Source organism: Legionella nagasakiensis, assembly GCF_900639915.1.
GTDB lineage: Bacteria > Pseudomonadota > Gammaproteobacteria > Legionellales > Legionellaceae > Legionella_A > Legionella_A nagasakiensis.
In genome coordinates, this window is the sequence record NZ_CAAAID010000005.1 from 28,359 (window position 1) to 52,981 (window position 24,623).

Below are 24,623 nucleotides of genomic sequence, written 5' to 3' on the forward strand. Positions count from 1 at the left end.
ACTTATTTTGGTAATGAATCATAAATCCATGTTATCCAAAAAACTACTTATTCTCCTGCCTGCCGACATTCATTTTTAGTATTTTTTTTGCATAGTTGCGTACAATTGATATCCTCCGTCTCTTGGCATTTATCAATACATTGCTTTATCTTTTGTTGTACGCACAGTTCTTGATCATTTTGTTGGGCTTGTACCGCTGCTTCAGGGATATCTGCTGCTTGCGTTGGCAGAAAAAGTAAGGCCAGTAGCATCAATACGATAAATCGGCTCATAATATAACTTTCCTTTGAACGGCAAAAACTGAGAACACATTTACAGAATTCCATAGCTTATAACTCATGCTTCTTGAGTACAATAACCTTTTTTATAGGTTGTTATCAGATATGCTATAATTTTTGAGCATGCGTGGATTATTTTTCTTATTATCAAGGAACGACTTATGAATAAATTATATTCGAAATTAAGCATATTGATTTTAACTATGGGTGTTTCTACCTATGGATGGACAGATGAACCTTGTAAGCCAATTGCACAAGCTTGTGCGCAGGAGGGGTATTACATAGGCGGAAATAAAGTTGGAAAAGGACTTGTTGAAGATTGCATTAAACCGGTTATTAGCGGTGAGAAAACTCTGGCGGGTACTAATTTTAGCGATACTCAGATTCAACAATGTAAAATGTTATTAGAGAAAAAAATGGCGCGGGAAAAAGTTGAAAATACTCAGATGTAAGTAGAACTGCGCAAGAATATTATTAAACAGATGTTGAGGATCACGTCTGAATTGTGAACTAAAGCAGGGGGCATGTATAGTGCAAGGCACCATACATGCTAATAGATTATAAAAAAAGTGATTATTGATTCTCGTGCATGGCAATCTCTTTTTATCCAGTATAAAGCTATTGGTACGCACCATATTAATATGGTCTAGATCGTGGTTTGATTCATGAAAAAAAACATTATCTTATTTATTGTTTCTTTTGCCATGTTCATGGAAACAGTAGATACAACCATCATTAATACGGCTGTTCCAATGATGGCTCGCAGTTTAAATGTCAATCCCATTGATCTGAAACTGGCTTTAATTAGTTATTTGGTCAGTTTGGCCATCTTTATTCCAATTAGTGGCTGGGTGGCAGATAGATTTGGCGTTAAAAAGGTATTTATAGCTGCAATTTCCATTTTTACCATAAGCTCAATTTGGTGTGGATTCTCTCATAGTCTATCCGAACTAATTATTGCGCGATTTATACAAGGTTTGGGTGGCTCTTTAACGATTCCTGTTGGACGGTTAATCATTGTACGCACTTGTGAACGTCATGAATTGGTTGCAAAAATGAGTATTGTGGTTATGGTGGCTGCCGTAGGAATGATGCTGGGTCCCGTACTAGGCGGTATTATCACCAATTATTTTTCTTGGCGCTGGATCTTTTGGGTCAATGCGCCTGTTGGTTTTTTAGCCATACTTTTATCCCTCTTTTTATTGCCGACAATGCCTGCTCTTTCTATCCATGCATTAGATAAATTTGGCTTCATTTTGTTTGGCAGTGGACTTGCAATATTAACTTACGGTTTATCCACCCTCAGCGAATCGGAAGTGCAAGATGCTTATTCTATTCTTATGGTTGGAATAGCGCTCATATTATTGCTTTTATATACGTGGCATTCTTATAAACAACCCCATCCTATTGTCAGAGTTGAGTTATTGCGCTCAAGAACATTCCGTGTTTCTGTTATTGGTAATTTACTTGCTCGTTTAGGGTTTGGTGGCCTTCCATTTTTATTGCCTTTGCTTTTACAAATTGGTCTTGGATTTTCTCCTCAGTTATCTGGAATATTATTGGCGCCTACCGCCCTGGGCGTTCTTTTGATGAAACCCTTATCCGTGTCCATATTAAGGGTTTTGGGATATAAAAGATTATTAATTTTAAATACAATTTTGGTAGGATTGGCCCTTTGGATTTTTTCCTTCATTAATCAATCATTTTCAATCTATAGTATTGGATTTTTGACATTTATCTATGGGTTTTTAATTTCATTACAATACACCGGCATGAATTCATTAGCCTATGCGAATATTTCTCATGACGATCTCAGTGCGGCAACGAGTATTATGAGCACAATTCAGCAATTGGCACAAAGTTTTGGCGTAGCCATTGCTGCTATTTTAGTAAAGCTATTCTCGATTAAATTTCCCGATCATCTATTTTTGACAATAGAAACTTTTCAACAAGTATTTTTTGCAATGGGTGTATTGACACTTTTATCAACAATCATTTTTGTGCGTTTAAAAAAAGAAGACGGGCAAGAATTAATTGAAATCCATGCTTCCTAATCCGATCCTACCGGCAATTAGATGCGTTTTCTCCAAATAAATTTTTTTTTCATCGATTCTTTTGAATTTATTTAAAAAATTTATTTAGAGAAAAATAAAAAATTATTCCCTATTTTTTTTGTACTAAACTTAGGTTGTACACATAGCAAGGAGAGCAATGATGAACAAAAATATACTAGGATTAACCGCAGCCTTTGCCATGTTTTGTTCACCTGTGGCATTTTCTCAAACGGATAGTACCGACTCTAATGCGATGCAAGATAACGGCAATATGAATGCTGCCATGCAAAGCATGCAACCGGCTGATAATCATGTGGATGTGCAACTTAAAACAAATAATGGACAAACCATTAATGCATTAATTCATGAAAATGACCTCACAGGATTAAAACAAGGCGATACCTTGCAATACCAGGGCAGTGAACAAAGTAATGGAATGAATATGAAGACGGATTCAGATTCAACCATTAATCAGCAATAATTTCATTTTGAAGAGGGAGCATCTTATGAATAGGGATATTTTTGAAGGAAAATGGGAAGAAACGAAAGGGAAAATGAAACAAGCCTGGGGATGGCTAACGGATGACGATTTAAAAGAAATAGAGGGAAATCACCAGGAGCTCTATGGGAAAATTCAAAAACATTATGGTTACTCTAGAGAGGAAGCAGAGAGAATTATAAAAGAATTTAGAAAAAATTATTGGCACTGAAGTAGATGTTGACTCTGATCAATCGTGATCAGAGTCATTAGCTTTCTATACTGAAATGTGTTTCACAACCAGTTGCAAGGTAGAGCATTATTGATAGGAGGAAATATGCCAAAGCAACCAAGGCCACCTTTTCCAAAACAACCTATTACTCCGCCTGGATTAGAAGAGAAAATGCATCCTAAACCTCACTATAAGGCCGAAGATTATAAACCCGCAGGGAAATTAAAAAATAAAGTTGCCTTAATAACCGGCGGTGATTCGGGTATTGGGCGAGCTGTAGCACTTATTTTTGCACGGGAAGGAGCTGATTTGGCCTTGGTTTATTTAAAAGAAGAAGAACCTGATGCACAAAAAATAAAAAAAGAAATAGGGCTTATAAAGCGGCATGTTCTTCTTATTCCAGGTGACATTAAAAATCCTTATTTTTGTAAAAAGACGGTGGATAAAACCATTAAGCAATATAAAAGAATAGATATTTTAGTCAATAATGCAGCCTATCAAAAACATCAACCAGGATTAAGTGAATTAACGCCAGAGCAATGGAATCTTACATTTACCAGTAATATCTATAGTTATTATTACATGACTAAGTATGCTCTACCTTATATGAAGCGAGGGGGAGTGATTCTCAATACCGGCTCTGTGACCGGATTGGAAGGCAGCAAAGCGCTTTTGGATTATGCGTCCACCAAAGGAGCGATACATGCTTTTACAAAGTCATTAGCACAGAACTTAGTGGACAAGGGTATTCGTGTAAATTGCATAGCACCAGGGCCAGTGTGGACTCCGCTGAATCCTGCCGAAAGACATGATGATGATATTAAAGAATTTGGCTCTAATACGCCCATGGGGCGCCCAGCTCAACCCGAAGAATTAGCACCTGTCTATGTTTTTTTAGCATCGAATGCTGATTCAAATTACATTACCGGACTTGTGTTACCGGTATTGGGAGGTGAAACTATAGCTGGATAAGTCATTATAACGTCATCAAAGGGGAGGAGGGGGACCTCTGCGACCCAGAACCAGAAATACAACAAAAACCACAAGAAATAGGAAAAATAATATTTTTGCGATCCCAGCCGCGGCACCGGCAATACCTGCAAAGCCAAATATTCCGGCAATGATGGCAATTATAAAAAAAAGAATAGCCCAACCCAACATAATTCTCTCCTTGAAATTTGAGCCTTCTATAAATATAGTCCATTTTCAGAATCAAGGCAGAGAGATTGTTGTTTATAAAGTCATGATAGAATACAGTGAATGAGTTTATGGGCAAAACTCAAAATCAGTATAGTACCAATATAATGTAGAGTTACAGGATGAGATTAAGAACATTAGGTCAACAAGGATTAGAGGTTTCTTCATTAGGTTTAGGTTGCATGGGTATGTCTTATGCTTATGGCTTTGCCGATCGCACAGAATGCTTACAAGTGCTGGATCGCGCCCTGGAATTGGGGGTTAACTTTTTTGATACGGCTGAAGTATATGGCCCTTATAAAAACGAAGAATTAATTGGAAATTGGTTAAATAGTAAGCCACGTCCGTCTATCATTATTGCTACAAAATTTGGGTTTACCTGGGATTCAGACGGGTTTCCAATTGCAGGAGAACGTTATCCTGAAGCGGTGTTAAAGCTTGTGGATCGTACGCTTTAATAGGAAATAACGCGTGTTACTTTTCAAATTTAATGTTGGGCCTGTTGCCAAATTATAAAGGAATTTTTTTATCTTTTTGCCATAAAAATACGCAGCATTTGTGGTGATATCAATGAGCATGTAAAGGCCTGCGATGCCAGAGGGTGTGTAGGCGATGGGTGGAAAATAAGGATGATTACCAAGAACGGAATACCATGACCACGCAGAGAAAGCGGTGCCCAAAAACTCTAAATAGTACACCATGATGAACATGCTCAAGTAGAATAAAGGTTTTTTCCTGCGATATAAGATAATCAAAAAAAGAATATAACAAATAAAACCCGCAGCGTCTTTTAAGAGGACTAACGACATAAAACTTGTGATAAACGCTAATCGTTGTAAGCTTTTTTCTATCGCTGTGTGATATCGCCAAATGAGAGGTCGTCGACAAAATTGATATACGGTAGCATACATAACAGCGTGCCCTAGGGGGATATACATGGGGATGTTTTTTAGATGATATTGATATAAGCCTAAGATCAGTGAGCCGAATATTTCAGCAAAAAAACTTACTGTAGTCATCAGCAATATCAGCCAGCGCAATCGAGGTTTTGCGCCCAGTAAAAACCAACTATAGAAAAAAACCATAATTGCATTGACGGTGTCTTGTCCATATAAAAAATAATGGCTTAACCAGGGACTATCTAAAAATACAAGGAAAGGCAGTCCTAACCATACAAAAATAATTTGCAACGGAACTGTTATGTTATATTCAAATTTTATTGTATTTCTTTTAAGTGGCACAAACTATAATTCCTTTCAGGATTATAAATAAAACCAAGGTAGCATAATTTTTCATGATGATAAGAGAAAAAAAATAGGCTATGCTAACAACTCTTATAAATGGCGATTGAAATTCTAATATGGCCCTGCATGAGCATTAAAGAAAATATTACAAATCTTATCAAAAATCCTAATCTGTATGTGGCTGCTGTGGTTGGTACGGTTCCAGGCGGAGCAGTAGGAGGGGCAGTAGGCGCGGTAGCTGGGGGATTTATTGGCACCAGGTTTGAGTTATGTTCAGGATGGGTAGCTCCTTTGGTTGGCGTAAATCTTGGCAGTATCGCGGGAGCACTCCTCGGTCTTATCATAGGGACTGTTTTGGGAGGTATGTTCACAGGAGGTTTTTCTCTTTATAAAATTCACAAGAAAACACATCAGTCACCTCAATTGTCTTCCGAACAGGTCATTGAGATTTTTTTAAGTGGTTTTGGTATTAGTCTGGAGATAGCCATTGGCATGGCTATAGGTGCCATTATTGGCAGTTTAAAATTGCTTGGTATGGGGACTCTCCTAGGCGCTCTCATGGGAACAATTCTTATGCTTTGTTCCATTGCTTTAGAAAAAAAATCAGCTCGGTTTCTGCGAGAAGATAGATAGTTGTTTGGCTTTTTGTACAAATCTTATTTATCTAGTACTTTATTCATTTATTGTGGCTGGCATTATGATTCATACTGGAATCACCTGGTGAAAAGTGTTCTAAATTGTTCTAAAGTCTTATGGATTAGACTCAATCAATGGATCAAATGAATTTAAGCTAAATTTTTATGACTCGATGCCCATGCGGTTCTAATGTTGATTATTCTCATTGTTGTGGATTGTATCTGGAAGGAGAACAAATACCTCTCTCTCCAGAAGCATTAATGCGTTCACGTTATACGGCTTATTCCTTAGCCAATATTGATTACATCAAAAAAACAATGCGTGGAAGAGCATTAAACGGTTTTCATGAAGAGGAAGCACGATTATGGGCAGAGCAAGTAGTATGGCTTGGTTTGCAGGTAGTCAATGCAAGGCATGAAACGCCTGAGCAGGGGTATGTTGAATTCATTGCGCGTTTTATGGATGGAACCACCATAAAGTCTATCCATGAAATCAGTGAATTTCATCGTCAGCAAGGACAGTGGTATTACGTGGATGGATGCTGTCCGGCAAACAGCAAGGCACCAAATAATCAAAACATCGGTCGCAATCGTTTGTGCCCTTGTGGAAGTCAGAGAAAATTCAAACATTGTCATGGGAAAGGCCATGCATCTTGAGTCCGACCAAATTGTTTTCTCACCCTCGGATCTGACTCAATACATGGATAGTCCATTTGCTTCCTGGATGGAGCATTTGGCACTGACCAATCCTGAGTTATTACCCATGCGTGACGCAGAAGAGGCCTTGGGAGCAGTATTGCAAAAAAAGGGATACGAACATGAACTTACCGCATTAGCTTCATTTGCAGCAGATGGCTTAAATGTCGTTAATTTATCAAAGGCCATGGATGCAGTCCATGCTACGCGATTAGCCATGCAAGCCGGTGCTGATGTCATTTATCAAGCTGGCCTGCTATTAATGTCCTTCAAAGGATTTGCCGATTTTTTAATAAAAGTCCAAGGCGACAGTTTGTTGGGCAATTACCATTATGAAATCTTAGATACTAAACTGGCTAAGACGCTAAAACCGCAGGTTATCATGCAATTGTGCTGCTATGCAGACTTATTGGAAGCCATGCAGGGAAGAAGACCAAAACGACTTTGGATCATGTTAGGTGATGGTACGAAGCAGTCGATACGTACGGAGGATTATTTTTATTATTATCTCAATTTAAAAGACCGCTTCTTGCAAGCGCACCAATTCTTTAATGCTCATCAGCCGCCTGATCCTGCGGATTCAGAACATTGGGGTGGGTGGAGTCATTATGCGGAGGAGTTGCTTAAGCAATCCGATCATCTTGCTCAGGTCGCAACCATGACCAAAAGTCAGATTAAAAAATTGCATAAAGCTGGAATTTACACCATGCAAGCTTTGGCGGCTATGGATTGCAAGCGCATTAAAGGCATGAGTCAAACTGTATTTGAGCGTCTGCAAGCACAAGCCGCCATGCAAAAAGAAAGCCTTGGTCATGAGGTTCCTTCATACAAACTATTGCCGCATGAAGCAGGGGAAAAACAAGGTTTGGCATTACTGCCTCCGCCATCGCCTCTCGATGTGTTTTTTGATATCGAAGGGTTTCCTCTGGAAGAAGGGGGATTGGAGTATCTCTGGGGCGTGACTTACTTCGATGAACAAGGCATTCGTCAATATAAGGATTTTTGGGCGCACAATGCAGCGCAGGAAAAAGAAGCGTTCATGGCGTTTATTGCTTGGGTTTATAAAAGATGGCAGCAAGATCCCAACCTGCATATTTATCATTACGCCAGTTATGAAGTGACGGCCTGTCGCAAATTGATGGGACGGTATGGCGTATGTGAGCAGGAAGTCGATGAATTATTACGAAATGAGGTATTGATTGATCTTTACAAAGTAGTAAAGAGTGCCTTGATTTTAGGAGAACCACGATATTCCATTAAAAATGTGGAACATTTATATCGCTCCAAGCGTTTGACAGACGTTGGAACAGGCAGTGATTCGGTTGTCGTTTATGAGCATTGGCGGGAAAACCCAGATGGGGATACCTGGCAGACATCAACAATTTTGCAAGCCATCCGTGACTATAACGTCGATGATTGTAATTCAACTCAGGAGTTAGTGGACTGGCTTAGACTAAGACAAGAAGAGCAGGGTATCCCTTATCTTGGAAAAACCGAAATCGTTGAAGTGCCGCAAAAAGAAGAACTTCATGAACGACTGCAATTGCGTGATCGATTATTGCAGATGGCTCATGATTTAAATGCACAAGGCAAAAACAGAGACGCTGCCATTTATTCCATGTTTGCCTGGTCACTTGAATTCCATCGCCGTGAGTCTAAACCTGTTTTCTGGCGACTGTTTGACAGGCTTGGTTTAAGTGATGAGAAATTATTGGATGATTTGGATTGTCTTGCTTATTGCATGCGCACTGATAAACCGCCTTATAAGCCAACGCCCAAAGCACGTCATCTTGCTTACGAATATTCCTTTGACCCTAATCAGGAATTTAAAGGAACCAGCGAGCAATATTATGTTTTAGGAAAAGAAACGGCTGATGGTAAACCTTTAAAAGTCACGTTTTATAAAGAGGACAGTCGATTGGCAGACGGGTTTATTGTCTTGCAAATGAAAGACGAATTAGCTGGAATGATTACGTTAATTCCTGATGATTATTTGCAGCCTGAGCCCATTCCCCAAGCCATTGCCAAACAGGCCGAGGCATTTGAACGAGGCAGGCTTGAGAAATCCGCTATTTTGGATTTTCTTCAAAGAAACAGACCAAGAATGATTGGTCATCAAAGCGGGCATCCAATCGCTCCAAGCCACGAACCTAAAAAACGCCTGGAACAAATCATTCACGCCGTGAATCATCTGGATGCCAGTTATTTGGCGATCCAGGGTCCACCGGGGGCCGGAAAAACGTATACCGCTAAACATATTATTGCCGCGCTACTGAAACAAGGTAAAACCATAGGAATTTCTTCCAACAGTCATAAAGCCATTAATCATCTTCTGCTCAGTACGGTTGAATATTGCCAAAGAGAAAAGATAAAAGGGCATTTTGCCTGTACCAGGGAAACCGATGAATCATTAAAAAAATTGGGCGTGACCATTATTGAAAACAAAAGTATTTTTCAATACTTGCAATCTGCCAGTGTTGTTGGAACAACGGCGTGGGGGTTTGCTCGCGATGAGTTGACGGATGCCTTTGATTATCTGTTTATTGATGAGGCGGGCCAGGTGAGTGTCGCTAATTTAATCGCCATGAGCCTCGCCGCTAAAAATATTATTTTAATGGGCGATCAAATGCAGCTGGGGCAACCATCACAAGGCAATCATCCTGAAGAAAGTGGCTTATCCATCCTTGATTATCTTTTGCATGCAACACCCACCATTGCGGAGGACATGGGGATTTTTCTGGGAACAACGTATCGTATGCATTCTGCCATTAATCAATTTATCAGTGATGCCATTTATGAAGGAAAGCTTGAATCAGCTCCAGAAAATGACCGACAACGTATTCAAGTTCCTAACGATTATGAAGGGATCTTAAGTCAGGACGCTGGAATCATCACCGTGCCTGTGATGCATGAAGGAAATACCCAGGCCAGTGATGAAGAGATTGAATGTATTGTGAATTTAACCAAGCAATTGCTTGGACGTGCATTTACTAATAAAGATGGCTCGTCACAGTTAATCCGTTGGGAAGACTTATTATTTGTTGCGCCTTATAATCATCAGGTTAATAAACTTAAGTCTGCTTTGGGAAAGCAGGCAAAAGTCGGGAGCGTTGACAAATTTCAAGGACAAGAAGCTCCAGTCGTTTTCTTAAGCATGTGTGCGAGCAATGCAAATGAATCGCCTCGCGGCCTAAATTTTTTATTTAATAAAAACCGCATGAACGTTGCTATATCGCGAGCTCAGTGTATGGCCATCATTGTTTATAGTCCGGCATTACTGGAAGCGTCCGCAAAGAATGTTGAACAGTTAAATTTAATTAATCTGTTTTGCAAACTGATTCAAGGTCATTGCGGTAAATAATCCTTATACTGTGATAAATAGAACACATTGGTCGGCAAGCATTTGTGTTGTGTCTTATTGTTGATGTCTGTTACGGTAAATTTTAGGTGCCATAATCTGTTTAAAACTTACTGGACCAAGGATGAAGGTTATGCTGGCAGAAGAAAGCAACCTTAATGAAATGAATTGGCATACACAATCGGTGGATGATGCTATGGCCAAGTTGCAAACCGAAATAACAGGATTAAGTGAGTTTGAGGCAACAACTCGATTGAGAAAATACGGCCAAAATCGTTTGCCTGAGACTGTAAAACAAAGTATCTGGAGTCGCTTTTTTCTGCAGTTTCACAACATCTTGATTTATGTGCTATTGGTTGCGGCAGCCATCACGATTCTATTGCATCATAAAGTGGATGCTCTAGTCATTCTTGCTGTTGTCTTTGTGAACGCCATGATTGGTTTTATCCAGGAAGGGAAAGCAGAGAAAGCACTGGATGCGATTCGCCATTTATTATCACCCACGGCTACAGTATTGCGTGATGGCGAGCGCCAGAGCATTGAGGGTTATTTGTTGGTTCCTGGCGATATTGTTCTTGTGGAAGCAGGTGATAAAGTGCCTGCAGATTTACGTCTTCTTAAAACGCACAGCCTAATTATTGACGAAGCCATTCTTACAGGGGAGTCGGTTCCTGTGGAAAAACATAGCGAGCCAGTGAGTGAGGATGCCACTTTAGGCGATCGAGCTTGTATGGCGTATAACGGAACCTTAGTGATCAGGGGTCAGGGAAAAGGTATAGTGATTGCTACGGGAAGAATGACTCAAATTGGTCGCATCAGCCGTTTATTGTCTCGAGTGGAAACGTTAACCACGCCATTGATTAAACAAATGGGATTATTTGCCAAATGGCTTACCTTGTTGATTTTACTGATGGCAGCATTGCTTCTTACTTATGGTTATTTCGTACAACATTATGAGTTTAGTGAATTATTCATGATCGTGGTTGGGTTGTCCGTCGCAGCCATTCCGGAAGGACTTCCTGCCGTTTTGTCCATCACACTGGCCGTTGGAGTACAGGCGATGGCTCGTAAAAATGCCATCGTACGCCGCTTGCCTGCCATTGAAACCCTTGGCTCGATCTCCGTGATATGCACGGATAAAACGGGCACGCTAACTCGCAATGAAATGATGGTTGTTTCTATGGTGACTAGCCGCCATGTTTTTACAATTGCAGGGTCAGGATATGTGCCGTCTGGCTTGATTCGATTAAACGAGTATCCCGTTGAAAATGGACAATATCCTTTGCCGAATGAGCTGGCTCGTACGGCAATGCTTTGTAATGATGCTGCCTTGTTTGAACGTGATGGACACTGGATGGTGAGCGGTGATCCTATGGAAGGAGCGCTACTGGCGCTGGCTGGAAAAATCGGCTTGTCCATTGCTGATGAACGAAAAATATGGACGCGCACCGATATGATTCCGTTTGATTCCAGGCATCGTTTTATGGCAACCCTGCATCATAATCACCAGGGAGAAGCATTTATCTTTGTCAAAGGCGCGCCTGAGCAGATTTTAGGAATGTGTCGGCAACAACAAATCGACGATGATGGGTTAGAGCCAGTCAATATTGACTATTGGCAACAACAAATTGAAGCGATTGCCGCAAAAGGTCAGCGTGTGTTGGCATTCGCGTTGAAGCCAGTAAAACCCAAACAAACCGTTCTTGAATGTTCTGATGTGCAAGAATTGATCTTGCTTGGCGTGACTGGAATGATTGACCCACCCCGAGAAGAAGTCATTGCTGCGGTTTCTCAATGTTTAAGTGCCGGTATCCAGGTAAAAATGATTACGGGTGATCATGCAGCCACTGCAAGGGCAATAGGACAACAAATAGGACTTCGCTATCCAGATAAAATTCTAACGGGGGTCGAGCTGGATAAAATGAGCGATGTTGAGTTGGTAGGTGTTGTATTACAGTATGATGTGTATGCTCGCACAAGCCCAGAACATAAACTGCGCCTTGTCATGGCCTTGCAATCTCATGACATGATTGTCGCAATGACGGGTGATGGTGTGAATGATGCACTCGCCTTAAAACGCGCGGACGTGGGCATTGCCATGGGTAAAAAAGGCAATGAAGTGTCAAAAGAAGCGTCTGAATTTGTTTTGGCCGATGATAATTTTGCCTCGATTGTGGCAGCGATACGGGAAGGTCGTACAGTCTATGACAATCTGAAAAAAGTCATCAGTTGGACTTTACCTACGAATGCGGGAGAAGCAATGGTTATCATTCTGGCGTTATTTCTTGGTTTAAGTCTTCCGGTTACTCCTATTCAAATCTTATGGATTAACTTGATTACTGCAACCACCTTAGGATTAGCTCTGGCGTTTGAGCCAACCGAAGACAATACGATGCAGCGCCCACCTCGCCCTCGTAATGAACCTATTCTAACAGGGGCATTGGCCTGGCACATGCTTTTTGTATCAATGTTGTTTATAGGGGGTGTTTTTGGCATCTATTATTACGCTGTGGATAAGGGATATTCACTGATGCTCGCCCGTACCATGGCGTTGAACACCTTGGTGGTTATGGAAATTGTTCACTTGTTTTATATTCGTAATCTTTATGGAGCATCGTTGACTTGGAGTGCTGTACGGGGAACAAAAATGGTTTGGTTGAGTATCGTTGTTATTACCGTTGCGCAATTTGCCATTACTTACTGGTTGCCATTGCAAAAAATTTTCGCAACGGAATCGGTTCCCATCCTGGATGGGATTCTGATCATACTGGTTAGCATCGTTTTTTTTGCGGCACTTGAAATAGAAAAGCAACTCCGTTTGCGCCTTGTTTCTTTGCGCTATATGAGTTTGCGCAACCGTCATGGTGACGTTTTATGATGGATATTGCCTTTTTGCATACTTCTCCATTTTATGAGCTAACCGTTCTTTTGCTCTTTGCTATTGCGATTGGCTGGTTCAGTCTTATGCTGCGCCAGCCGATGATTGTCAGTTTCATTGCCGTTGGAATTCTTGTTGGGCCAGGATTTTTGGGCATTGTTCAGTCTTATGATTCTATTGAATTGCTGGCTGAGCTGGGAATAGCTGTGTTGCTTTTTCTCGTTGGTCTTAAGTTGGATATTCAGCTTATAAGAACCTTGGGGTCCGTTGCTCTGGCCACAGGAGCAGGTCAAGTTTTTTTTACTGCAGTCATCGGTTTTTTTATCGCCGTGGCTGTCGGCATGAATGTTATCAATGCATTATACGTCAGTGTTGCACTGACTTTTTCCAGCACCATCATTATCGTCAAACTGTTGTCCGATAAACGAGAAGCAGACTCATTGCATGGGCGTATTGCGATCGGATTTTTGATAGTACAAGATATTCTGGTGGTCTTGGCAATGATTATCTTATCTGCTTTTGGTCTGAAGATTGATGACGGAACCTCTGGTGAGGTTACGAGCGATATTACCATGATGTTTTTGTCGGCGATTGTTGTTTTATCTTTTCTTTGGTTCTTTATTCGATACGTTGCAAACCCATTAGTGAAGGGTATTGCGCATTCACCTGAATTACTGATCATTTTTTCTATTGGCTGGGCCGCGTGTTTAGCAAGCCTTGGCAGCTATTTAGGGTTTAGCAAGGAACTAGGCGGGTTACTTGCCGGGATTTCTCTGGCTTCCACACCTTTCAGAGATGCGATTGCTTCACGGCTTTCTTCGGTGCGCGATTTTTTACTGCTGTTCTTTTTTATTGTTCTAGGTTCACAATTGAACCTCAATCAACTGGGTGAGCAAATTGTTCCTGCCGTTATTTTTTCTTTGTTTGTGCTCATTGGCAATCCGCTGATTGTCTTGGTGATCATGGGTGTGATGGGCTACCGTAAGCGTACCAGTTTCCTTGCCGGTCTTACTGTCGCGCAAATCAGTGAGTTTTCTTTTATTTTCATGGCCATGGGTTTAAAGCTCGGTCATATAAACGCCGAATCGTTGGGAACGGTGACGCTGGTCGGGTTAATTACTATTGCAGTTTCGGTGTACATGATTACCTATTCACAATCCTTGTACCGGTGGCTTGAACCTGTATTAAATATATTTGAACGCAAATTTCCCTATCGTGAAGAGTCTGATGTTCAACAGCAGTTAGTAGGGAAACATTATGAGATTGTGCTGTTTGGTTTAGGCCGTTATGGTCAGGCCATTGCTGAGCATTTGCTGCGAAATAATTTTAAGCTACTTGCTATTGATTTTAACCCTGACGAGGTAAATAACTGGCTAAAGCGTGGTCAACATGCGATGTATGGAGATGCTTGCGACATTGAATTCATTGGCTCACTTCCATTGAAAGATGTTAAATGGGTTGTTTGTGCTATCCCACAACGTGCGCCTGGTTTAACGCATGATGATCCTCGTATGATGTTGGTAAAAGGACTTAAAGCGCATCACTATCAAGGAAAGATTGCGGTTTCGACACAACATACGAATCAGGTCGAGTCGCTTAAGGCACTGGGAGTAGATATGGTCTTTTTACCGTTTTTTGATGCAGCCAGCAGAGCTGGTGGAAAAAATGGTGGCAGCGACTTAAAGGCTGGTTTTGAAAAATTTGTCAAATCATTCAGATGTTGTTACTTTAAAAATAAGCATTTCATCAAATACTTGGATTAAAAAGTATGGGTGTTTACCATGCTTTTTGGTGCATGACAAAACGCTATTGCTCATGATGTTTTAACTTTAATACTACAGGACTTTAAGGATGAAACCAAAATTATCACTTGTTGCCCTTGCTTTATTCAATGCTACTGCCAGTTATGCCAATCTACTTTCGAGCTATCCAGTATCGGCCTATCCGGCAAGAGCGACTGGTCAGTTTTTAGCAGGGGATGAGCAACAATTGGGTGGTTTTGGCGATTTGATGATTCCTCTGTTGGGAAATGAGCGGCGTATTTTTTTCACGGATGGCACGATTTTGTTAGGTCAGAATCAACGCGCCACTTATAGTGGTGGTGTAGGGTATCGTGAAATCAAGGAAATGCGGTTTGGGACGGGTGTGATTGGCGCCTTTGCGTTTGCTGACTATTACCGGACGTCGTTAAAAAACCAGTTTTGGCAATTAAACCCTGGACTGGAATGGTTAACGGCGCGTTATGAGGCACGATTGCAAGGATACATTCCATTGAGTTCGCGCAATCAAGGGTATTTAAATACATTTGCCAGCATGATACCGCAAAGCGTTATTGCAGATTCTGGACGAGCAAATCATTTAGCGGGCGCCACAGGCCATACCATTTTTGATACGCCCGTTCGCCTGGTAGAGGAATTAGGTACTGGGGTGGAGCTTGAGGTGGGCCGTTTTATTGATTATGGCCAAGGCGCTTGGGCACGAGTGGGTGGTTATCATTTCAATTATCGTAACAGCAAGAACATTAATGGCGTTGAAGCCAATGTTGAACTGGCGGTGAATCGACGTACCTCATTAATCTTGCAAGACAATTACGACAACCAAAATAAAAACCGGTTTTCGGTGGGGCTGCGAGTGAATTTGGGTGGGGCGGATGCGCCACGCAATACCCTTCAATATCAAATGACATCCCCAATCATCCGCCATGTGGCCAGGCAATCGTACGGTGAAGCGGCTCCCTTACGCCAGAATTTCCAGGCAACAGGCTCTTCTTTTAATTTGTTTGACAACGTTTGGTTTTTTAGCCCATCGGGCGCTTATCCTCCTGGTGCGAATACGACGTTGGCCAATTGCACTGCAGAGAATCCATGTTTGACGATTGATACGGCCACCGCAGAACAAATTGCAGCACTTACCCCTAATGCCAATTTATTTTTTGAATCAGGCAATTATCTGATTCCTGCCAATAGTCCTCGTTGGGCCAACCTGCAAGACGGTCAATCAGTCTGGGGACGAAATATCGGCTGGTTAACACCCGCCTTCGGAAATGACCGACCATTGATTCAGGGTGGGCTGGTCTGGGGGAATTTCAACACCATCGAGAATGGTGCCGCCTATAACATCCGTGTTTTGAACAACAATCAAGTCATAGGGGATGGTGTGGGGCTAGATTCCACCGTAGTCGGATTATATGCCACCGGCAACCTGGAGGTGAATGACAGCGACATCCAGGCATTCAGTGATGCAGGCAATAGATCAGCGACTGGCGTGGGAGTAGGTCTTAATTTGACCATTTCTCGTTCTGCTGTCACTGCGATGGCTCATGGGGATGGTAATGGGGAGAATGCAGATGCGGTGGCTGCGGTAGCAGGTGGCGAGATTATAGTAAATAATTCAACGATTATTGGAGAAGCGACTGGTGATGCACTTAATGCAGGTACAGCGCGTGCTTTTGGGGTCAATGCTTCAAGCATTACCGTCAATCAATCTATTGTAACCACAGAAACCCGCGGTAATGCTAACAATGGTCTTACAGATTCCTATGGGGTAGCTGGAGGAGAAATTACTATTAATCATTCTACTGTAACTTCTCAAACCAGCGGGAATGTTGATGACGGTGCTGCTGCCCGAGCGCTTGCTGTTGCAGCGTTTGGTGGTAATGCAATAGTGAGTGATTCAACCATTCTGGCGGAAACCAATGGTAATGCCATCAACGGAGGTAATACTATTGCTTTTGGGATCTATGCTGAAATAGGAAATGTTTTAGTCAGTCAGGCTACGGTGACAGCCAGGACGAGTGGCAATGTGGATGGTGGTTTTGCTTCGGCGATTGGTATTTTAGCGTTTAATGGTAATGCAACGATAAATGATTCAACCATTACGGCAGAAACCACCGGCAATGCCATCAATGGAGGTATTGCAGATGCAGTTGGCATTTCGGCAAATGGTGTTGTGACCTTTGAAGGTGGTGCGGCTAGTTTTGTCACGGCCATCGCACAAAATGGCGATGAAACAGCCGTGCAAGCACTCATCATTAATAATGACAGCAATCCTCCTTCGCAATGCTCCACAAACGGCGTTGATTTTAACGACTGCTAGTTGTAAATCATATTACCTCCTCCTTTTTTAAAAGGAGGAGGTAGGGACTTCTCAAATGCCAACAGTTAGATGCGTTTATCCTCTTTTTCTGATCGCTTGAATTCTTCTCTTTTATTATCTATGTTATAATGGCTTAAAAAAAATCACTTTGAATCAATGTAACATCACATTCAGAACGATTTCACTGGACTCCCACTCATTCACCCAATGCACATTGCCATGGGTTTTTTATAATAAGGAATCATCATGAGTTTTACCGCATTGGGTTTAATTGAGCCGTTAATTCGCGCTGTTAGCGAATTGGGTTATGTCGAACCTACGCCCATACAAATGAAAGCCATCCCCGTTATTTTACGTGGCGGGGATTTGTTAGCGTCCGCGCAAACAGGCACAGGAAAAACCGCAAGCTTTGTATTACCACTTTTACAGCAGGCCAGCAAAAAGCCGCGTACTAGATCGAATCACGTCAGGGTATTAATTCTTACACCGACTCGCGAGTTAGCTGCGCAGGTTCATGAAAATATTGTTCAATATAGCCGTTATTTGTCGCTTCGTTCTGCGGTTGTGTATGGTGGCGTAAAAATTAATCCGCAGATGATGCGATTGCGCGCAGGCGTTGAGTTGCTTGTTGCAACGCCTGGAAGGTTATTGGATTTACATCAACAACAGGCCATTAAATTTGCTGAGATTGATGCTTTGATCCTGGATGAAGCCGATCGAATGCTGGATATGGGATTTATTCACGATATTAAAAGAATCATCAAGTTATTACCCTTAAAAAGACAAAATCTAATGTTTTCTGCCACTTTTTCTGAGGAAATCCGCACCCTGGCTAAGGGAATATTGAATAACCCCACGGAAATTGATGTGGCTCCCCGGAATACGTCGGCCGTCGCCATTCAGCAAACCATTCATCCAGTGGATAAACATCGCAAGTCAGCGCTTCTTGCTCATTTAATTCATAAGAATAAATGGGGGCAAACGCTGGTATTTTCGCGCACAAAACATGGTGCGAATAAGCTGGTTAAACAATTGGCCGAATCGCATATTCATTCGGCAGCGATACATGGCAACAAATCGCAAGCACAGCGAACCAAAGCGCTGGCAGATTTTAAATCCGGTAAAGTACAGATTCTCGTGGCGACTGATATTGCAGCGCGCGGCATTGATATTGAAAAACTTCCCTGTGTGGTGAATTTTGATTTGCCTCAAGTTCCTGAGGATTATGTGCATCGAATAGGGAGAACAGGGCGTGCTGGTGCCTTGGGGTTTGCTGTATCATTGGTAAGCGCCGATGAGGCAGTTCAGTTGCAATCTATTGAAAAACTGATTAAACGAAAACTTGAACGCATCGAAATTGATGATTTCGAACCCACGCATCATTTGCCTGTTGCCAACCTGATTGCCTCTAAAAGGGACAATCATCGGCTTAAGAAAAAATCCAGTTTTAATCCAAGGCAAAAGATAGGAAAAAAAATCAATCGATCGGCAAAATAAACAAATTGTCTTAGCGCGCCATTATTTGGTCAAATAAATTCAGGTTATGACCTTACCCTCATATTGAAACGTGGGTATTCGTGGCTTTTGTAGCCGATTTCTAGTAAATTAAGCAATTTTGAAATTTGGATTGTTGAGAGGATTGTAAGGGCCATGCTGAATACGTTGATGAAGAAGATGTTTGGTAGCCGGAATGAGCGCACTTTAAGGCGCATGGAGAAAACTGTATCGGCTATTAATGCCTTTGAATCCCAAATGCAGGCTTTAACCAATGAACAATTAGCAGCAAAAACGGCACACTTTAAAGCCCGGATTGCCGATGGGGAGACACTGGATGAACTGTTGGCGGAAGCGTTTGCCGTAGTCAGAGAAGTATCTGTACGTACCTTGGGACTGCGTCATTTTGATGTGCAGTTAATTGGTGGCATGGTATTGCATGAAGGCAATATTGCAGAAATGCGTACTGGTGAAGGTAAAACGTTGGTGGCAACTTTACCCGCTTATCTTAATGCGCTGACCAGTCAAGGTGTTCATGTGGTTACAGTGAATGATTACCTTGCCAAACGCGATAGCCAATGGATGAAGCCTATCTATGAGTTTCTCGGTTTAAGCGTTGGTGTGATTTATCCCGATATGCCGCATGAAGAAAAGCAGGCGGCTTATCGGGCCGATATTCTTTACGGTACAAATAACGAGTTTGGTTTTGATTATTTACGTGACAATATGGCGTTTAGCCTGGAAGACAAGGTGCAGCGCGAGTTACATTTTGCCATTGTCGATGAAGTTGATTCCATCTTAATTGATGAGGCACGTACCCCCCTAATTATTTCTGGTGCCGCTGAGGATAGTTCAGCGCTTTATATTAAAGTCAATCAACTCATTCCTCAATTAAAAATACAACAGGAAGAAGGCGATGGTGGAGATTACACGATCGATGAAAAGCAAAAACAGGCCCATCTGACGGAAACTGGTCATCAACACATTGAAGAGTTGCTGGTTCAAGCGAAACTATTAGATCCTGGTGAAAGTCTTTATCATGCCAGTAATATTATGCTCATGCATCATGTTAATGCTGCCTTGCGAGCACATACGATGTTTCATCGTGATGTGGATTATATCGTGCAAAACAAGCAAGTCGTGATTGTGGATGAACATACCGGCCGAACCATGCCGGGAAGGCGCTGGTCTGAAGGATTGCATCAAGCGATCGAGGCGAAGGAAAATGCACCCATTCAGAATGAAAATCAAACCTTGGCGTCCATTACGTTTCAGAATTTTTTCCGGCTTTACGACAAGTTGTCTGGCATGACTGGTACGGCCGATACAGAAGCGTATGAATTTCAACAGATCTATCATCTGGACGTGGTCGTCATTCCTACAAACAAACCAATGCTTCGTGTTGATCAAGCAGATTTAATTTATTTAACCCAACAAGACAAATATATGGCAATCATTGAGGACATTCGTGATTGTGTAGCCCGTAAGCAGCCTGTACTGGTTGGGACGGCTTCCATTGAAGCTTCTGAATTACTCAGTAATTTACTAAAAAAATCAACGATTAAGCATCAGGTATTAAATGCTAAATTTCATGAAAAAGAGGCACAAATTATTGCTGAAGCAGGACGTCCTGGTGCGGTGACCATTGCAACCAACATGGCAGGCCGAGGAACAGACATCGTATTGGGTGGTAATATGGCGGCTGAACTTGCTGAACTAGCAGAGGAGGCTGGCGAGGCAGAGCGTGATGCGGTGAAAAAAGATTGGCAACAGCGTCATGATGAAGTCGTTGCTGCTGGTGGTTTGCGTATCATTGGTTCGGAGCGTCATGAGTCTCGGCGCATTGACAATCAGCTGCGCGGGCGTGCCGGTCGCCAAGGGGATCCGGGAAGCAGCCGCTTTTATTTATCGCTTGATGACAATTTGATGCGTATTTTTGCGTCGGAACGTGTGGCTGCCATGATGCGTCGATTAGGAATGAAGCCTGGGGAACCGATAGAGCATAGTCTTGTAACAAAGGCCATCGAAAATGCACAACGAAAGTTGGAAGGCCATAATTTTGATATAAGAAAACAGTTGCTTGAGTATGATAACGTTGCCAATGAACAACGAAAGGTTATTTACTCACAACGTTCAGAAATCATGGCGATGCATGATCCATTAGAGTCTGTGCAGGCCATTCGTGAAGACGTGCTGGGTGCGCTGGTGGATAGCTATATTCCTCCGCAAAGCATGGAAGATCAATGGGATTTGAGTGCTTTACAGCAAGTTTTGCGTGACGATTTTAAATTAAATACACCGATTCAACAGTGGGTTGAGCAAGATCACAGCATTCAACCGGAACAAATCAAAGAAAAAATAATATCACTTTGTACAGAGCAGTATCAGGAGAAAGCGAAACATATTGGTCGAGATGTTTTGGCACAATTCGAGAAATCAGTCATTTTGCAAACGTTGGATAATCATTGGCGAGAACATTTAGCGGCTATGGATCATTTGCGGCAGGGTATTCATTTACGTGGTTATGCCCAGAAAGATCCAAAACAGGAATATAAGAGGGAAGCATTTTCTCTGTTTTCCATGATGCTGGATAACATGAAATATGAAATTATTCGTTTGCTTTCTTCTGTTGAAGTAAAAACCGAGGAAGATGTAGATGCGGTTGAAGAGCAACGTCGTGTTGAGCAAATTCAAAAAATGCAGTTTATTCATCAAAGTGAGGTGCAATCCTCTGACGAAGAAGAACAAGGGATTACAACCTTTAAACGTGTTGAGAAAAAAATTGGTCGTAATGATCCATGTCCATGCGGCTCAGGAAAAAAATATAAAACTTGTCACGGTAAGATAGCATGAAGGTTGCTGTTGCGGTTATTGTTGATGCAAAGCAGCGTATCCTTATTACCAAACGCCCAGCTCATGTTTCCCATGGCGGATTTTGGGAGTTCCCTGGTGGAAAATTAGAAGAAGGAGAAAGTCCAGCTTCTGCATTAATACGTGAAATAAAAGAAGAAGTTGGCTTGGATGTTATCGACTATCATTTTTTAGGTGATGTACGCTATGTTTATGATCAACGGGAAGTTAATTTGTTGATTTATCATGTGAGCCGTTTTACGGGTCAAGCCGTATGTCGTGAATCGCAAATGGATTTGTGCTGGGCAGAGACAGCGTCGTTGTCCCAGTTTGAATTTCCCGCTGCCAATGTGGATATTATTCATCTGATTCGGCAGAACCTATACCCTGAAATGCCTGCCTAATTTTATACTTGGTCGCTTTTTCTTTGCCGTAAAGAGGTTTTTATTCATTCTCACAGCTGACAGATGGCTAAATCAATGGCAGTATTTGCATGCCGAACCTCATTCATGGAGTTGGCTTCGCATAATCTTAAACTTAGGCCGTGATGGCCAAGTTGCATTTTGGGTACAATGCCACAATCTTTATCCATTCTTAATAAAATCAAATGGCATGATGTTTTTGAGGGTAAGGAACGTTGATAAAAACCACTGAACATATCAATTTTGTCAAATTCAGCTGTGTTTCGTAATAAGGCTAAATACACGGAAACGGTATCAAATAGAGTTTGTAATTGTTTCAGCCAGGCATTCAAATCATGTTGTCTTTTTTGTGGCTCACTCTCTAACCATAATAAAAGCTGGGGTGAATGCATTTCACAATCACTATAATCACCGGCTTGCGCAAGCCGAATGGATTGTAAAAAAGGATCGTTATGAATGGTTCCGCCAAAGCGTCCTGCAACATGGCTTAGAAACTGAATTTGTACAAAAAGATTGGCATAAAGTGCGTTTGATATGGATAGTTCTGATTTGTTTAACATATGCTCAATACGCATAAGCTCTTTTAAAAATCGACTCTTAAGTTCAGGTTTTTCAATTAATTTAATAATTTCAATGATATTTTTTAACGCATAATGGTGAATGACTGGATGAGTTTCTTCGCGTGCTTGCGTGATGGTCAGAAAAAGACATTCCAGCCGTAAGGCGACTTTGGATAAATAATGCGTGGCTAATTGAAAAGTTATCGTTTCATGATGCATGGATTTATGCTGTCCTTTGCTTGTTTAAACAAGCCTAACATAAAATTAATTGAACACAAAAAATACGGCCAATTTATTGGGTCTTAATCTCTTGAACAAAAAAAGAGTACTCTTTGACAAAAAGTATTTTGCTCAATTCATAGATTCCAAAGGTTATAAAAGGTGCTGCAAATACATCAATACTGTAATGGATATGTCCAACAAGAACAATATAAGCAAAAAACACACTGGCAGCGAGCGAAAAATAACGCAAGATTTTATTTTGCCAGAATAAAAGTGCCAGTAAAAAAGGTCCACCGACATGGCCTGAAAAAAATAAATCGCCATTAAAAAGAAAAAATGAGGAAAAACCTTCAGGAATCATCAACTGATTTGGAGGAGCACCAAGATGCGTTAGACAAATAAATGCACTGCGAGTGACAATAAAGACACTTGCTGTTTTCGTTATAAATGGGATCAGGCCAGGCTGAGTCAACATGTAAATAGAAACGAAGAGCCAAAATAATAAGGCAGCATACACATGCAGGACAGTAACATCGCATAACGGTAAGTAATTAAGTATTAAATCATCCACTGGATTTCCTGCCATCTCAGAGGCATACAATCCGGCGTTGTTTGCTATAAAAAAGCTAATGATGAGTAAGGTAAAGCCGATGAAGAGGGATCTTAGGAACCCTGCTTCTTGAGAGAGGGTAACATAACGATTGACTAATACTTTCATGCCTGCACCATCTTTAAGTAAAGTTGTTCGTATTGTTCGGCTGTTTTACAGATATCATGTGATTCAGCTTTTTTTCTACTTTCGCTGCCCATGGATTGACTTTTTTCTGGGTTCTTAAGGAGTTCAATGAGATAGTGTGCAAGATTTTTAACATCATTAGGCAAAAAAAGATAGCCATTGACGCCATGTTCGACCAGTTCAGGCAATGCCACAGCGTTGGCGGCGATCAGCGGTAGGCCGGAGGCAATGGCTTCAAGCGCAACGATGCTTTGCAATTCCGCCGTGCTTGCATTTACAAAACAATCGGCGAGTCCGTATATTAATGGGTATTCCTCATCGTTTAAATAACCGGTAAATGTCACATGCTGGGTCATATTGAGTGTTTTTACCAATTCTTTTAACGTGAGTTGCTCTTTTCCACGACCGGTAAGCACAAAATGAGCATCTACTTGCTGCCTTGCTCTATGAAATGCTTTGAGCACTATGGGTAAATTTTTTTCTTTATCAAGCCGTCCTGTGTATAACAAAACTGGTTTATCAGGAATTTGAAAACGTTGACGAAGCTTATTGGCGTCTTGTCCTGGTTTGAATTTTTTTAGATCGACACCGCAGGAAATGACATGAATCGGTTTATGTAAGTCGACCGATTGCAGCAGGGTCGCTGCGGTCTGAGTTGGTGTGGTCACAACATCTACATGCGATAGCATATCAACTACAATACGCCAGGTATAACGTTTAAACCATGGTTCACATCGGCTGGGAAGATGAGTATAGTGAAAGAAATTCTCTGGCATGAAATGATTCGTCGCTATTAAGGGGATGTTTAGCTTGCGACAGGCTTTGTAACATATCCCGCCCAGAAAAAATTTCCCTTGCAGATGCACGACATCGGGTTGAAATTGTTGTATGGCTTTAATGATGCCACGTTTAATAAAGATGGGCCAGCAAACGCGAAAATGCGTGTAATTCAATACTGGCCATGAGCGCACGGTATAAAGTGGAATCTCTTCATAATTTGTATAGCCTTGCTTTAAGTTTCTTGATGGGCATATGACTAATACGTCATGGCCTCTTGCTTGCAATGATTTGGCTAGGCGATGGGTAAAATAAGCCCCTCCATTGAGGTCTGGTGGATAACTGTCTAGTACAGTCAGAATCTTCATGGGGTATCGTGAGGGCAATTAATAGACCATAAGGTTAACATTTGTCCAT

The 24,623-nt window shown here is 41.6% G+C and carries 21 protein-coding genes; 15 read left to right on the plus strand and 6 right to left on the minus strand.

All coding sequences use genetic code 11. From position 1 onward, the window contains the following. Nucleotides 1–47: 47 nt before the first annotated feature. Nucleotides 48–272 carry a hypothetical protein gene (locus E1O52_RS05790; protein ID WP_133127765.1) on the minus strand — a complete coding sequence of 75 codons (225 nt, stop codon included), beginning with the start codon at nucleotides 270–272 and terminating at the stop codon, nucleotides 48–50. A 167-nt stretch (nucleotides 273–439) separates the two neighbouring features. Between E1O52_RS05790 and E1O52_RS05795 the strand changes: the two genes are divergently transcribed. The 5 genes from E1O52_RS05795 (at nucleotide 440) to E1O52_RS05815 (ending at nucleotide 4,014) form a co-directional block, all read left to right on the plus strand. Further along, nucleotides 440–730, plus strand: a complete 291-nt coding sequence (locus tag E1O52_RS05795) for a hypothetical protein (RefSeq protein ID WP_133127766.1) — start codon at nucleotides 440–442, stop codon at nucleotides 728–730. A gap of 213 nt (nucleotides 731–943) precedes the next feature. Beyond that, the gene (locus E1O52_RS05800) at nucleotides 944–2,332 is read left to right on the plus strand and encodes a DHA2 family efflux MFS transporter permease subunit (RefSeq protein WP_133127767.1); all 1,389 of its coding nucleotides are present in this window, start codon (nucleotides 944–946) and stop codon (nucleotides 2,330–2,332) included. Nucleotides 2,333–2,489: 157 nt separating this feature from the next. Further along, the gene (locus tag E1O52_RS05805; RefSeq protein WP_133127768.1) at nucleotides 2,490–2,813 is read left to right on the plus strand and encodes a hypothetical protein; all 324 of its coding nucleotides are present in this window, start codon (nucleotides 2,490–2,492) and stop codon (nucleotides 2,811–2,813) included. Between the two features lie 25 nt (nucleotides 2,814–2,838). After that, entirely contained in the window at nucleotides 2,839–3,042 is a 204-nt protein-coding gene (locus E1O52_RS05810; protein WP_133127769.1) for a CsbD family protein, read from the plus strand. A 105-nt stretch (nucleotides 3,043–3,147) separates the two neighbouring features. Next, a complete protein-coding gene (locus tag E1O52_RS05815) occupies nucleotides 3,148–4,014 on the plus strand; it encodes an SDR family oxidoreductase (RefSeq protein ID WP_133127770.1) in 867 nt (288 codons plus the stop codon). Between the two features lie 15 nt (nucleotides 4,015–4,029). Here E1O52_RS05815 and E1O52_RS05820 read toward each other — a convergent pair whose 3' ends face one another. After that, on the minus strand, nucleotides 4,030–4,203 hold the full coding sequence (locus tag E1O52_RS05820; protein WP_133127771.1) for a DUF1328 family protein: 174 nt from the start codon (nucleotides 4,201–4,203) through the stop codon (nucleotides 4,030–4,032). Nucleotides 4,204–4,361: 158 nt separating this feature from the next. On the opposite strand from E1O52_RS05820, the gene E1O52_RS05825 reads away from it, so the two are divergent. Continuing rightward, on the plus strand, nucleotides 4,362–4,697 hold the full coding sequence (locus tag E1O52_RS05825) for an aldo/keto reductase (protein WP_133127772.1): 336 nt from the start codon (nucleotides 4,362–4,364) through the stop codon (nucleotides 4,695–4,697). Here E1O52_RS05825 and E1O52_RS05830 read toward each other — a convergent pair. Next, nucleotides 4,671–5,480, minus strand: coding sequence for a hypothetical protein (locus tag E1O52_RS05830; RefSeq protein ID WP_133127773.1), 810 nt, complete (start codon nucleotides 5,478–5,480; stop codon nucleotides 4,671–4,673). The two genes, E1O52_RS05825 and E1O52_RS05830, sit on opposite strands and share 27 nt — an antisense overlap. A 129-nt stretch (nucleotides 5,481–5,609) precedes the next feature. Here E1O52_RS05830 and E1O52_RS05835 point away from each other — a divergent pair, with 129 nt between their 5' ends. From E1O52_RS05835 to E1O52_RS05875, 9 genes are all read left to right on the plus strand, one after another. After that, the gene (locus tag E1O52_RS05835; RefSeq protein WP_133127774.1) at nucleotides 5,610–6,116 is read left to right on the plus strand and encodes a hypothetical protein; all 507 of its coding nucleotides are present in this window, start codon (nucleotides 5,610–5,612) and stop codon (nucleotides 6,114–6,116) included. A 167-nt stretch (nucleotides 6,117–6,283) separates the two neighbouring features. Beyond that, nucleotides 6,284–6,775, plus strand: coding sequence for a YchJ family protein (locus E1O52_RS05840; protein WP_133127775.1), 492 nt, complete (start codon nucleotides 6,284–6,286; stop codon nucleotides 6,773–6,775). Then, nucleotides 6,765–10,175: a TM0106 family RecB-like putative nuclease gene (locus tag E1O52_RS05845; RefSeq protein ID WP_133127776.1), complete on the plus strand. Its 3,411-nt coding sequence runs from the start codon at nucleotides 6,765–6,767 to the stop codon at nucleotides 10,173–10,175. The genes E1O52_RS05840 and E1O52_RS05845 overlap by 11 nt, the downstream gene beginning before the upstream one ends. 130 nt (nucleotides 10,176–10,305) lie before the next feature. Beyond that, nucleotides 10,306–13,050, plus strand: a complete 2,745-nt coding sequence (locus E1O52_RS05850) for a cation-transporting P-type ATPase (protein ID WP_242602187.1) — start codon at nucleotides 10,306–10,308, stop codon at nucleotides 13,048–13,050. Beyond that, nucleotides 13,047–14,813 carry a cation:proton antiporter gene (locus tag E1O52_RS05855; RefSeq protein WP_133127777.1) on the plus strand — a complete coding sequence of 589 codons (1,767 nt, stop codon included), beginning with the start codon at nucleotides 13,047–13,049 and terminating at the stop codon, nucleotides 14,811–14,813. The genes E1O52_RS05850 and E1O52_RS05855 overlap by 4 nt, the downstream gene beginning before the upstream one ends. A gap of 88 nt (nucleotides 14,814–14,901) precedes the next feature. Beyond that, nucleotides 14,902–17,145, plus strand: coding sequence for an autotransporter outer membrane beta-barrel domain-containing protein (locus E1O52_RS05860; protein WP_133127778.1), 2,244 nt, complete (start codon nucleotides 14,902–14,904; stop codon nucleotides 17,143–17,145). 246 nt (nucleotides 17,146–17,391) lie between these two features. Beyond that, nucleotides 17,392–18,642, plus strand: a complete 1,251-nt coding sequence (locus E1O52_RS05865) for a DEAD/DEAH box helicase (protein ID WP_133127779.1) — start codon at nucleotides 17,392–17,394, stop codon at nucleotides 18,640–18,642. Between the two features lie 153 nt (nucleotides 18,643–18,795). Beyond that, a complete protein-coding gene (gene secA / locus E1O52_RS05870) occupies nucleotides 18,796–21,492 on the plus strand; it encodes a preprotein translocase subunit SecA (RefSeq protein WP_133127780.1) in 2,697 nt (898 codons plus the stop codon). Then, a complete protein-coding gene (locus tag E1O52_RS05875) occupies nucleotides 21,489–21,893 on the plus strand; it encodes a (deoxy)nucleoside triphosphate pyrophosphohydrolase (protein ID WP_133127781.1) in 405 nt (134 codons plus the stop codon). Before secA ends, E1O52_RS05875 begins: the two co-directional genes overlap by 4 nt. A 50-nt stretch (nucleotides 21,894–21,943) precedes the next feature. Here E1O52_RS05875 and zapD read toward each other — a convergent pair whose 3' ends face one another. The 3 genes from zapD to E1O52_RS05890 form a co-directional block, all read right to left on the minus strand. Continuing rightward, nucleotides 21,944–22,690 carry a cell division protein ZapD gene (zapD, locus tag E1O52_RS05880; RefSeq protein WP_133127782.1) on the minus strand — a complete coding sequence of 249 codons (747 nt, stop codon included), beginning with the start codon at nucleotides 22,688–22,690 and terminating at the stop codon, nucleotides 21,944–21,946. A gap of 73 nt (nucleotides 22,691–22,763) precedes the next feature. Beyond that, a complete protein-coding gene (locus tag E1O52_RS05885) occupies nucleotides 22,764–23,411 on the minus strand; it encodes a phosphatase PAP2-related protein (RefSeq protein WP_133127783.1) in 648 nt (215 codons plus the stop codon). After that, nucleotides 23,408–24,574, minus strand: coding sequence for a glycosyltransferase family 4 protein (locus tag E1O52_RS05890; protein WP_133127784.1), 1,167 nt, complete (start codon nucleotides 24,572–24,574; stop codon nucleotides 23,408–23,410). The genes E1O52_RS05885 and E1O52_RS05890 overlap by 4 nt, the downstream gene beginning before the upstream one ends. Nucleotides 24,575–24,623: the final 49 nt, after the last annotated feature.